This is a genomic window from Shewanella baltica, from assembly GCF_900456975.1.
GTDB classification, from domain to species: Bacteria; Pseudomonadota; Gammaproteobacteria; order Enterobacterales; family Shewanellaceae; genus Shewanella; species Shewanella baltica.
In genome coordinates this window covers 2,565,332-2,576,674 of record NZ_UGYM01000002.1, presented here as the reverse complement: position 1 = coordinate 2,576,674, position 11,343 = coordinate 2,565,332, and the positions used below count along the sequence as shown (strand labels likewise).

Below are 11,343 nucleotides of genomic sequence, written 5' to 3'. Positions count from 1 at the left end.
GGGCGCCCAGTAGGTGCCCTTATTTTTTAACGCTGATTTTAGCTGAGGATTGAGTGATAGTTTTAGCTAAGCGTGGGCAATTTAAGACAATAACAGTTTTAATGGAATATATTTGAATTAAAAAGAATAACTGATGGAAAGCATAGGGCCGATAAAGCTGTAATAGATATTGTAATCGGCGATTTGAGTGTCTTTATTCGGCGAGTTTTGGGCGATATCCACATCAACTTTGTAGTAGTTATAGGCCACGCTCATGCGCCAGTTCGGGGTGATTTGTGCATCAACACCGACTTTAATATCAACAAGCTCGCCTTTTACATCATTGAGTGTGATGTAGAAATACTGTGCATGGCTGGTTACTTGCCAACCTGGAACAAACTCATACTGTCCATAAATGCCAAAGTCCGGCAGTGGTGCAGTGACATTTTCATCAACAATGCGCGGAATCGCTTGGCTACCACAGACGTTATTGAGTAATTCTGACGAAGCGCAAACACCAATCACACCTTCAAAACCTGTCTTGATAAACATAGTGTGTAAACCAAATGACAGACCCACATCATAGTTACTGCCTTGAAAGACATCATAACCATAGCCTAAGCGCAGCACATCGATGTTTAAGGTTGAACTGAGCTTACCGCCGGCTTTGATATCGTAAATGGTGTCGTTGATTTCGAGCTGGAAGGGTTTGGCTAGGGCTTGGGTGTCGGCGCTACGGTGGAGTTGTTTCCAGTCGAGGTAGATATTGTGCCGCTCGTTGAAGTGATAATTTAACTCGATAAAAGGCAGGAATTCGTTTTCAGCGAGTTTGAGATCAGATTCATAATCTAAGGTGAAGTTATTACCCGAAACTGGGTTAGTGACTTCCATATTGGTGTCTGATTGCGAGTAGAAGCCGCCTAATTGAATAGTAAAGTCATCGGCTTGCACTTGAGTGCTGACGAGTGACGCTATGATGAGGGGTAACAGGCGAATCGACATGTTAAGGAGTAACTCCAGCATTATTCTTATTATGTTTAGCGATAAGGTCAGACTTTAGTGCCATAAAAAATCGACATTTGGAGTTTAACAGCAAATTTCGCGATGTGAATAAAATGTTTTAAAAAATGCGAAAATTTGTGATTTAAAACAAAAGTAGGACTTATTTTAGCGGCATTGAATGAAATTTGAGCGAAACATCACATCAATTGTGGATTGAAGGACTAACGCAAACAGTAAGGGAGGGGCTAGTGCTACCTAGAAATGACTTCAGTATTGCAGCTTTGCTTGTGGCGCGAGATGCCAATGGATGTGAAACATGATAAATGGGGGATAGTAATCAATTTAAGAATATCTAGCGGCGTGATACCGCTAGATATTAAGTTGTCCCTCGTCCGCTATTTAGGCTCGATAACGGGCGTCACAGACGTTTCTACATTGTCAGTAATGACCACTTTGGGGCTACTTGGCTCATCTTTATTAAACATGCCTAAACGGATGCGAATAAAGTGTAAAATTTGCGCGGCAATATCCACATTCAAACAGGATTCTAAGCCTTCAAATCCTGGGGATGAGTTTGCTTCGCAAATTTTGTAATGGCCGTTATCAAACAATAAATCGATACCCGCGACATCGAGATCGAGAATATTGGCTGTTTGCGTGGCAAGCCATTCAATTTCAGGAGTGATCTGAAATGGACGCGCTGAGCCGCCGGCACTGACATTGGCTTTAAAGCTGTCTTCTTGACCACGCCTTTCGTAGCAACCTGCAACACGACCACCGATGGTAAATACCCGAAGATCGCGGCCATGGCTGTTAGCGATAAACTCTTGCAGAATAATGTTAGCGTTTTTGTTGGTCGCTTCAATTAACTGCATTAGATCGTCAAATTCACGTGCCTTATGGGATAAAAACACACCGCTGCCCTGTGAGCCAGAAAGCGTTTTAATCACCACAGGAAAGCCTAGATGGCGCTCTACGAGGGCGATATCAACGGGGAACTTAACCAACATAGTTTTAGGCGTAGGCAAATTCTTCTCTGCCAACAATTGCTGGGAGAATAATTTGTCTTTAACGATTTCAATGGCTTTAGAAGGATTGAGGCAATACACCCCTAATCTTTCTAAGTGGCGAATAATGGCTAAGGCAAAGTAAGTTGTGCCTGATCCCATTCGCGGAATAATAAAATCGGGCAGCTCGACGGCTTGCCCATTCAATAAAATGCTCTTGTTATCTTCTCTGGTGACAGTCAGATCAAATTCATCAGGTGCGTAAACTTCCAACTGTATGTTGTCGGCTTTTGCTGCCGCCAGTAGACGCTCAATTTCATACCATTCAGGTTTTAGCTGAGTCGCGGTTTCTTTATATAAAATCCAACCACGCATTTAGTAGCAAACCTTAATCTTCATTCTTTATCCTCGGGTTCAGGTTCATCCTGAACATCATCTTCAATATCAAATACAGCCTCAACTTCTATTTCGGGCTTGGTTGCAGGCAAATGCACTGTACCAACCACGGCATAAAAGGGTTTCCCCATGGCGAGCCTGCGATACTTTACCCAGATCTGCTCTAACAAGCTACTGGGCGCGATATTTCCTTTGGCGACTTCCACAAATTGAGCTTCATCGGAGGTGCAGGGCAAGGTTTTACCTTCGGCTAAATTCTTCATTGCATGACCATGCAATTCAAGCAGTTCAGCTTCCTTATTAGTAAAATCGCCGCTTCGTTTGAAGCCTTTGGGGAAATTCGCGTCATCGTAGAAACGTTTTTGCGAGATAAAACTGGCAGCAGCTGAGCCGTTAAACGTCTCAGAACCCTTGTTAGCGTTTGAAAAAGACTGTTCAGACATGGCAGATACCCTCTAGTTTTTGATATACAAAGATTTGCAACTGGAGTATTGGCTAGTATTATTGATTTATAAATCAAAAAAATTTGCCTATGTTGGTCAAGAATTTTTATGGATACCGATTTACTGAAAACCTTTCTTGAAGTCTCCCGTACTCGCCATTTCGGTAAAGCGGCCGAGAATCTGTATCTCACGCGCAGTGCCGTGAGTTTTCGAGTCAAACAGCTTGAGAGCATTTTAGGCGTCGCGCTGTTTGAGCGGCAGCGTAATAACATTCAGCCCACACCAGCTGGCGAGCGCATGCTTGGCCATGCCGAGGCAGTATTAACGGCGTGGGAGCGGGCTAAACAAGATGTTTCCCTCAGTCAGTTACAGTCGACTCAGCTTGCCATTGGTGCAGGGCCGAATATTTGGGATGCCTATTTGCAAGGTTATTTACAGGGATTGCACGTGGGGCTGCCCGGCGTTGCGCTGCGCACCGAAGTGCTGCCTGCCAATGCGATGACGCGCCAATTAATGGACCGCACCCTAGATATCGCGATTTCATTCGATCCGCCAAAGCTTGATCAATTTGAATTAGTGCAGCTGGGGCAAATTAATTTGCTGTTAGTTTCGAGCCTAAAAGGTCAAACGGTGAATGCCGTGGTGCCGGGGCAATATGTAAAAGTGGATTGGGGGACGGCGTTTAATATTGTTCATGCGCAAGAATATGCGTCACTGCCTGTGCCAACACTGCACACGAGCTCTGCGCGTATCGCCTTGGATTTCATCTTAAATAATGGTGGTTGTGCTTTCTTACCCGAGCATTTGGTGCAGCATGCTTTGCGCAGCGGCGAATTGCATCACGTCAGTGGCGCCAGCGCCATTTCAAGAAATGTGTATGTTGCCTATTGGGCGGAAAATGATCGTTTAGCCCAGATCAAACAAGCCATCGACTTTTTAAGGGACGATGGCTCAGTGTTTGCTCATGCGACTATCTAAAACGTCTGTGTTAAAACACCAGTGGCGCCAATACGACCAGCCAAGTTAATCCACACAGTGCAAGACTCATAAACACGGCAGCCGAGGCAATGTCCTTGGCTTGGCCGCTTAGTGGGTGAATTTCACTGCCAACACGATCGACCACAGCTTCAATCGCCGAGTTTAAAAGCTCAACAATCAACACAATAAACAGTGTAAAAATCAGCAACAAACGTTCAATCGTGCTGATATCAACCCACAAAGCCACGGGTAACATGATGATGGCTAACATTAATTCCTGTCTAAAAGCGGCTTCGTGGACCCAAGCGGCCTTTAAGCCCTTCATCGAAAATCCCGTCGCTCTGAAAATGCGTTTAATACCGTGATTGTTGGCTGGTTTCATAGTGTTTCCAATAGACATTAGCGACAACGCGCTGAGGTGTTGCTCATTCAAACAGGTTTGATAAAACCAACTGTTGTGGATTTTAACATTTGACTGAGTCAATAAATTTGGCCGCAGTATAGCCCGAGATGAAAAGCGCATAAACAATTAACTGAGTAAAATCGTCATCAACATTCGTTGTTAACTTAGGCGCTTAGTGACTTTCGACGGTTTTTTAGTGCAACTTTAGCTATGGGTTCTAAGCTTAATGAAGGATATATTGTCAGAGTGAGCAAGGGAATGACTCATACCAACCCGTTACAAGATTTAACATTTTATCGGTTTATCCGCTTTCGGTTTTTCAAACAACGTCTGCTCTTACTCAGTCTGCTGATATTCGGTTGTTTAGCCCCAGTGACTTATGCACAAACCTCACCACCTTCGATACAGTTGGCAACCGAGTTTGATGCCCAGCAAGAGATTCATATTCAGGACTTTTTGATTAGCGAAAAACTCGACGGGGTGCGAGGTTACTGGAATGGTCAGGCACTATTGACTCGGCAAGGTAATCTTATTGCTGTTCCAACTTGGTTTATCGCAAATTTCCCGAATTATCCCCTCGATGGTGAGTTATGGCTTGGGCGAGGCCAGTTTGAGGCTATGTCGAGCATAGTTCGACAAACCTCAGCCAAGGATGATGACTGGCGCAAAGTGCGATTTATGGTGTTCGATGTTCCCAAGGCGGGTGGCGACTTTCAGCATCGCTATCAATTTGCGTTAACTAAACTGAGTGGCAAATCGCATTATCTTGAAGTCATAGCGCAGTTCCAAGTGGACAGTCTTGAAGCTCTGTATCAAAAACTTGATAGCTTAGTTGCTAAAGGCGCTGAAGGATTAATGCTGCATCGCAGCTCCGCGATGTATGTCAGTGGCCGCAATCCTAATTTGATGAAATTAAAACCCTATTATGATGCTGAAGCGACAGTGATCGGCCATATACCAGGCAAAGGTCAATTTGCAGGGCAAATGGGTGCAATAAGAGTGCAAACTCCAGACGGCCGGATTTTCAACATAGGCACAGGTTTTAATCTCGCAGAGCGTCAGCATCCCCCCGCCGTGGGTGCAATCATCACCTATAAATATCTGGGTCTTACCGTAAATGGCTTACCCAGATTTGCCAGTTTCCTGCGGGTACGCATCGATATAGATAAGATCGACAGTCAACAATAGGGGCGTGTATGGTTAACGAGACTTAGTGCAAGCACTTGTTTTAGTAGACTTTATTTCACTTTAGTTTGACTTTAATTTGACAACTAAGGCACAAAGCACATTTAATCAATTAATCATGACGATGGATAAGCTTTGACTGTTGAAGGATTGAATGAAATGAAAGAGGCGAGAGTGCAACGCATATTAATGGTGTGTATGGGCAATATCTGCTTGAAATTTAACTCATTGTAATTGTTAGATAAAAACCTCTCTCCAAAATCTCTCCAAAATTCCTCTCCAAAACGCTGTGTGATTTCTGGTGCTAAATCACTAGCTCTATCCACATCTGGCCACGTATATCATGATATGCAGCAGTGGTTCGCGGGTCTTTGTGACCAAGTAAGATTTGAGTGTCGATTCCCTGACCGCTATAGAGTCTTTCTGAAAGTGACCGTAATTCGTGAAAGGTCGTGGTCGATGGACCAAGCTCATCGCGGCATTCAGAAAAGCGTTTGGTAATGGTATCAACAAACACTTGCCCACCTATGGTTGCACCTCTAATACCGTGTTGATGGTGGATCAGGTATTTAGATACACAGCGGCTACGGCACGATAAAACAACATTGCCAATGCTCAAATCTAACGCCTCAAGTTTAAGTCCCAGCGGCAGCTTGAGCATTGTTGAGGTTTTCTGCTGAAACACATGCAACCATTCGCCTTCAACGTAGGAGTAGGGCGGCTTCGAACGATTTCCTGTTTTCCAATTTTGATACAGTTTTTCCCAATCGTTGCCCTTTTTAAATTGCATGTTAGCGATATCAACGCGGCGCTGCCCAGTCACCAATGCGAGCAGAATGGTATTTTTAACCCACGGCTCTTTGGTTTCGGCAACCGCGAGGATTTGATTCACGGCCTCTAGTTCAAGCCGATCCCGAATGACGTTTACCCGTGGGGATTTGGTTGCCGATGCGGGATTAAATCCACCGGTGATTTCTCCCGCTTGAGCGGCTTCTTTGAAAATATCAATCAGTACTGATCTCACCGCCTGCGCAGTTCTTTCTTTTCCTTGCGCTCTTAAAGACTGCATCAGCTCGTAACAGTCTTTGGTTGATATGTCTTTGAGGGGAATATTGCCCATCGCTTTTATAGCAATAGTCGCCTGAGACTTACGGGTTTTAAACGTGTTGAGTCTGATCTCGCCGTTATTTAATCTATCGCCCTGGATAGCAATATATTTTTCAACCCACTTTTTAAAGGCAATGCCATGTTGTGCCACACGTTCCGGCCTAGCGTTATAGTTATCGATAAACGCACTTGCAAGTTGTTGAGCAATTAACAGATTTAATGCGCTTGCTCGTTCCTTTGCGATGGTTCTATCTTTACCTAGCCCTCTAAAGGCCCCATTGCGGGGATCTCGGTACTGGTAATAAACTTCACCATTGCGAGCATCTTGCCGGCAATAAAGATTTTCTACACCTAGGTCGAATTTACGTGGTCTAGCCGCCATTGAGGATTCTCCTGATAACAGGGTCGCTTATATCACTGACCACAACCTGAGTCGGGTCTACGTAAATCGCATTGGATTTAACCGCCCAGCGTCTACCGAGCTTAATTGGTCTTGGTACAATGGACCCTGACTTTGCCCAAGCCTGCAAAGTCGCTTTTGATACAGAGAAGGCGATATGCATTTTCGCCCAATCTTCAAGGGTAATATATTGCTCGATCATATCGGACTCCTGATTAAGTCAGCGCCAGCATTGTTGCAGTGTTCATCATCGTGCCTTACCTGCGTTAAACAGCCTTCATCCTCATCTTCTTGCCATTCACCAGAGTCGATTAATGCTTTGGTGCATTGACTGCAAATCTGATAGGTACGGCCGCAATGTTCGACAAAGGTTGGTCTATGCACTTCACAGAAATAACCCTCGCAGCTGATCTCATCTTCGCCATGCATACCACCACACGCATAAGAAAGGCCACGGTCGATTTGTTTGTGGCAACCCGGATGATCACAGGTTGCTTCGAAGGCATAACCAATGGGTCTGCCGATACTATCTTCACCACAATTTGACCAGCTCATTGCTTACCATCCTCAATGTAACGATGAAAATCATCCTCGCCACACGTTGCAAACTCCTTTTCACAATGCGCCCATGAACAGACAAATTCGTTTTCGCATAGATCTGATGCGTAAATCGTATTTTCACCGCCACAGTGTGGACATGAAACTATTAGCCCAGCAGGCTTTGCCATCTTCTTCATTGTTTACCACCATTTGTTACGCTTTTTTCTTGGCCGCAAATTTTTAGAAGCTCGTTCGCATCAGTTATTGCACTCTCGATTCCTAGGCACTGTGGATAGTCATTACTTAATACAAATAGGTTTGGCAGTGCTTGTGTAGATATGAAAGTTTTGAGCTTATCCACCTGCATCGCCAGCTGGCCGCGCTCAGCTGTTAGAGTGTCAATTTCTTGCGCTGCCTCAGCCGCAAGATTCTTTTCACCACGACGAGATAAGTCGTCTTGATCTGTAGCGAACTGCTTTAGCCGTTCAGATAGTGAAAGCTGCTTCATGCTGCTTCCTTATCTTTCGGGGCGAAGAACAGTGCGACGGGGCCATCTTCGGTGTCGTGAATACTCAGCAAGAATGAGCCGGCTTTGTCGCAAATGGGGTGCCAATCGCTGATATCGTTGTCGCCCTCGTCAAAGTAACGTTCGATGAGGTTTTCAGGCGCATCGAGTTCAAACCAAATCGCCACAAACTCGCCGCCATGGCGTGCCGCCCATGCTTCACACTCTGCGCGTGTTACCCCTTCATCCCACTCGGGCAAATCTGGATGGGTCCAATAACCTTCTTCACGTTCAACTGTTGCTGCTTGTATCGACTTCATGCTACTTCTCCTTGGCGCTGGGCTTCATATGTTTGCCATGCGGGCAAATCAGTGTTTGATACTCGCCAATCAAGCTCGCCAGCCTTGTCATAGGCCACTGAGCCGCCATATTGAGCACCCTCAAAAGTAAATGTCGCAGTGCAATACAGTTGTGGATATGCACCGTTAAACGCCGTGAAGGTCAGATCAGGGCGCAGTGATAACAGCTGTTGCTTAAAGGCTTCGGCCTTAGCATTGTGCTGCGTAATGTCAGCTTGCTTTTGTGTATGGCACGCCGCGTTGCAATAAAACGCCTCGCCAATGCAGATCACCGCTTCAATGTCCGTCGCATTGCCGTCATCATCTTCGGCTTTAATTGGGTTGCCGCAGTGGTAACAGGTAAAACACCAACCATCTGCCAGTAACACTTGATAAGGCACGTTGCCTTGCTCTGCGTATTGGTCATATTCAGGGCAGCGAGTAACTGACATATCATCTTCAAAGGTCAGATTGAGTTCGCCCGCACCTATGCGGCGAGCGGCGGCAGCATGTTGATGAAACACAATGCATGCTGCGCCCTCGCAATGTTCTTGTACTTGAAACGCTTTTATCTTGGGTGTGTTCATGCTGCTTCTCCTTTTATCCTGAGTTTTGATTCTGCGTTGAGTGCAAATACTTCGGCGTCGGCTTGGCCGAAGTCGCTGCACTCGATGGCGTTAAAAGACTTACAAATGCCCCAGCCGTGGTAATTGTTGGGAGTGTATTTCACTTCGATTTGTTGCTGATCGCACATCAAGGTGGAGTAGGGCTTAGATAACGTGACCACGCCATCTTTGGTGCTAAACGTATTCATGCCGCCTCCTTGTTTTGGTTGTCGCTGGTTTGGCTGACTGGCGAATGGCAGGGCAGGCGCATTGGGTGATATCGGTACGAATACACTATGGTGCGGTTAATGCCCTTAGCTAAGTTGGTTAAGCCGTTGCCCAATGCTTGCCAGTACAGGCAATCTAACGCGCCGAGTGCCAGCGCGATTTTGATGCTGTCGCCCGTTGTGGCCTTGAGTAACAGGCTCAACTTATGGCTACGGTAATGATTTAGCAGATGGCGAAACGCCGCTGATTGAGTCATTTAGGCCACCTGCTTCGGTTGCAAAGGGCTTGATTGCAAATGAGTTAATTGCAGCTTGGCCCAGTCGATGGCTTTAATGGCCTCGACCGTGGCGGCGATTTGCTCTAGCTTCTTTTGCCCGCGCATAAAGTTTGAAAGTTCAATCCCGTGGCGAGCCGCCGCACGTTCGGCGGGTAGGGCGCTGGTGTAATGCAGCGTTAATGCGGCAATCACCTCGGGTGAACTAATACGGGTAAGCGACAGCAATAACGCAACGCGCTCTTGTGATTCAAAGCCTGGGAGTAAGTGGTTCATGCTTCACCGCCTGTGGTACTGATCACCCTGAACTCGATCACCCACACCCACGGGTTAGCATCAACGTTGTGATAGATTTGCTCCCAAGTACGCAGGAATGCGGCGCGCGGTTTCTCATACCAGCCCGCCGATTTCGCCGCGGCTGAGCGTGAATGATCAAAACCCTCTTTTATGGCATCGTCTTCTGAGATCTCATTCAATCGCTCAACCCTGATCGCAGTGACTTCCAGTAGAATGCGCGCCGCCCAGCGTGGCATGTGGATAGAGGGAATAAACCCGCGATATTCAGCGCCACGGTAATCAAAGTCTTCATCACCCGTACCTGCCGTTAATCCGCCACTGACATAATGCAAATCAGGCCAGTGTGCTTTGGTCATTGCCTCACGTACCCACAGCTGATCACCAAGCGTGCCGAACGGTGAAATAAACGCGCAATCTTCGCTGCTAACCCCAAAAACATCATCATTGGCTGGTTGATAGAATCCGTGCTTATCAATGACTGTCGGTGTATACCATTCGGCATTTCTAGAAAATGGCGCCCAATCATCATGCGGCTGAGCTTTAAACATTCTGCGCGTCTGTGTTTTACGGCCATCAAGGATGGCGCGCACCATTTCGGTGTTGAAGATAATAGGGCGCTGTTTCATGCTGCCACCTCGTCACATGGGTATTGCTTCCTTACATTGTTAATCGCGTCTTCCATGCTGGGATGACGCTCATTCATTCGGCCTTCACGCTGATGGCGCTTATGTGCAACGAGCTTTAACATGCGCGGGCCCGATGGCTCGATTTGAAAGCGGATCATGCGGTCATGTGCAAGAACGACGGCAGTCGTTAGAGCGCTATAGTCGAAGGTAGACATGTAATGCGCGCTAGTACTGTTGATTGATAATCCGTGGTCACCACAGGCTTGGATTTTGCCAAACATGTGATTGCCGCCGTTGTGAATGTCACAAAGGAAATCAAAACACTCACGTTGATCTGCATTGAGCCAAGGGTAATGTTTGGCGTAAAAATCATGTTCGTTGCTCATGCTGCCTCCTTGCTTTGGGTGGCTTCGTCGTATTGGCGGATGGCAAAAAAAATCGCGAAACAGCACCAGATAAAGCGATAGGTGAAGGGGTCTTTCCAGCCATCCCAAAAATCATCTAACGTCATGCCGCCTGCATCTTCCTCATCCCAATTATTGAGGCGATAAACCACATCCCACTCGGCGTTCTCGCGGTTTTGGGTAAACTCCTTAACAGCATTGGTCGCGCTGCTAATCGCCTCTGCCTCTTCTTCGTTCGTTGGATCGAGCCCTTCGATAAACCACTGCAAAAACTGCTCAAGGCGTTGATCGGCTTCCTTGGCATCAAACTCACGAGTGCCATCGGTTTTACACTCAGCCAGTACCTTTTCTTCCCAGTAACTCGCATTCACGCCCCAGTCATCACCGCTTTGGCGAAAGAAGCTAAACATGTCCTGAACCCGAGAAAATACGTAACAGCCCATATCGCCACTGATGCACAAATGCTGCGGCCATGTTGTTATCTCAAAGCGATGCTCAAAGCTGCCTTGGCTGAGTTCCATGTGACGGAACACGCCATCATCTTTAAGAATGGTGAGTTGATGTTCGGCCACATCGTTTAAAAATGACTCTCTCGTTGGGTGGTTCATACGCTATTCCTTCCTTTT

18 protein-coding genes are annotated in these 11,343 nt (G+C 46.5%); 2 read left to right on the top strand and 16 right to left on the bottom strand.

Annotated elements, in window-relative coordinates:
• Positions 1-117 precede the first annotated feature (117 nt).
• The 3 genes from DYH48_RS11585 to DYH48_RS11575 form a co-directional block, all read right to left on the bottom strand.
• Entirely contained in the window at positions 118-981 is an 864-nt protein-coding gene (locus DYH48_RS11585; RefSeq protein ID WP_006086376.1) for a DUF481 domain-containing protein, read from the bottom strand.
• A gap of 395 nt (positions 982-1,376) precedes the next feature.
• Entirely contained in the window at positions 1,377-2,363 is a 987-nt protein-coding gene (locus DYH48_RS11580; RefSeq protein ID WP_011846616.1) for an ATP-grasp domain-containing protein, read from the bottom strand.
• Between the two features lie 20 nt (positions 2,364-2,383).
• Positions 2,384-2,827: a MaoP family protein gene (locus DYH48_RS11575; protein WP_012587831.1), complete on the bottom strand. Its 444-nt coding sequence runs from the start codon at positions 2,825-2,827 to the stop codon at positions 2,384-2,386.
• Positions 2,828-2,935: 108 nt separating this feature from the next.
• Here DYH48_RS11575 and hdfR point away from each other — a divergent pair, with 108 nt between their 5' ends.
• Positions 2,936-3,805 carry an HTH-type transcriptional regulator HdfR gene (gene hdfR, locus DYH48_RS11570; RefSeq protein WP_006086379.1) on the top strand — a complete coding sequence of 290 codons (870 nt, stop codon included), beginning with the start codon at positions 2,936-2,938 and terminating at the stop codon, positions 3,803-3,805.
• 10 nt (positions 3,806-3,815) lie between these two features.
• Here hdfR and DYH48_RS11565 read toward each other — a convergent pair whose 3' ends face one another.
• Positions 3,816-4,187 (bottom strand): diacylglycerol kinase, encoded by a 372-nt coding sequence (locus DYH48_RS11565; protein WP_006081347.1) that lies wholly within the window; start codon positions 4,185-4,187, stop codon positions 3,816-3,818.
• A 279-nt stretch (positions 4,188-4,466) separates the two neighbouring features.
• On the opposite strand from DYH48_RS11565, the gene DYH48_RS11560 reads away from it, so the two are divergent.
• Positions 4,467-5,396 carry a DNA ligase gene (locus DYH48_RS11560; RefSeq protein ID WP_115334855.1) on the top strand — a complete coding sequence of 310 codons (930 nt, stop codon included), beginning with the start codon at positions 4,467-4,469 and terminating at the stop codon, positions 5,394-5,396.
• 301 nt (positions 5,397-5,697) lie between these two features.
• Here DYH48_RS11560 and DYH48_RS11555 read toward each other — a convergent pair whose 3' ends face one another.
• From DYH48_RS11555 to DYH48_RS11495, 12 genes are all read right to left on the bottom strand, one after another.
• Positions 5,698-6,882 (bottom strand): phage integrase Arm DNA-binding domain-containing protein, encoded by a 1,185-nt coding sequence (locus tag DYH48_RS11555; RefSeq protein WP_115334854.1) that lies wholly within the window; start codon positions 6,880-6,882, stop codon positions 5,698-5,700.
• Positions 6,872-7,102, bottom strand: coding sequence for an excisionase (locus DYH48_RS11550; RefSeq protein ID WP_012088952.1), 231 nt, complete (start codon positions 7,100-7,102; stop codon positions 6,872-6,874). Before DYH48_RS11550 ends, DYH48_RS11555 begins: the two co-directional genes overlap by 11 nt.
• Complete coding sequence (locus DYH48_RS11545; RefSeq protein WP_115334853.1) at positions 7,099-7,455, bottom strand: hypothetical protein; 357 nt, start codon at positions 7,453-7,455, stop codon at positions 7,099-7,101. Before DYH48_RS11545 ends, DYH48_RS11550 begins: the two co-directional genes overlap by 4 nt.
• A 178-nt stretch (positions 7,456-7,633) precedes the next feature.
• A complete protein-coding gene (locus DYH48_RS11535) occupies positions 7,634-7,948 on the bottom strand; it encodes a hypothetical protein (RefSeq protein WP_113941495.1) in 315 nt (104 codons plus the stop codon).
• Positions 7,945-8,265, bottom strand: coding sequence for a hypothetical protein (locus tag DYH48_RS11530; RefSeq protein WP_115334852.1), 321 nt, complete (start codon positions 8,263-8,265; stop codon positions 7,945-7,947). The genes DYH48_RS11535 and DYH48_RS11530 overlap by 4 nt, the downstream gene beginning before the upstream one ends.
• The gene (locus tag DYH48_RS11525; RefSeq protein ID WP_115334851.1) at positions 8,262-8,870 is read right to left on the bottom strand and encodes a hypothetical protein; all 609 of its coding nucleotides are present in this window, start codon (positions 8,868-8,870) and stop codon (positions 8,262-8,264) included. The genes DYH48_RS11530 and DYH48_RS11525 overlap by 4 nt, the downstream gene beginning before the upstream one ends.
• Positions 8,867-9,097, bottom strand: a complete 231-nt coding sequence (locus DYH48_RS11520; RefSeq protein ID WP_012586784.1) for a hypothetical protein — start codon at positions 9,095-9,097, stop codon at positions 8,867-8,869. Before DYH48_RS11520 ends, DYH48_RS11525 begins: the two co-directional genes overlap by 4 nt.
• Positions 9,094-9,372 carry a hypothetical protein gene (locus DYH48_RS11515; RefSeq protein ID WP_115334850.1) on the bottom strand — a complete coding sequence of 93 codons (279 nt, stop codon included), beginning with the start codon at positions 9,370-9,372 and terminating at the stop codon, positions 9,094-9,096. Before DYH48_RS11515 ends, DYH48_RS11520 begins: the two co-directional genes overlap by 4 nt.
• A complete protein-coding gene (locus DYH48_RS11510) occupies positions 9,373-9,666 on the bottom strand; it encodes a hypothetical protein (protein ID WP_012089044.1) in 294 nt (97 codons plus the stop codon).
• Positions 9,663-10,313, bottom strand: coding sequence for an ASCH domain-containing protein (locus DYH48_RS11505; protein WP_115334849.1), 651 nt, complete (start codon positions 10,311-10,313; stop codon positions 9,663-9,665). Before DYH48_RS11505 ends, DYH48_RS11510 begins: the two co-directional genes overlap by 4 nt.
• Positions 10,310-10,699, bottom strand: a complete 390-nt coding sequence (locus tag DYH48_RS11500; RefSeq protein WP_115334848.1) for a hypothetical protein — start codon at positions 10,697-10,699, stop codon at positions 10,310-10,312. Before DYH48_RS11500 ends, DYH48_RS11505 begins: the two co-directional genes overlap by 4 nt.
• Positions 10,696-11,325, bottom strand: a complete 630-nt coding sequence (locus DYH48_RS11495) for a hypothetical protein (RefSeq protein ID WP_115334847.1) — start codon at positions 11,323-11,325, stop codon at positions 10,696-10,698. The genes DYH48_RS11500 and DYH48_RS11495 overlap by 4 nt, the downstream gene beginning before the upstream one ends.
• Between the last annotated feature and the right edge of the window lie 18 nt (positions 11,326-11,343).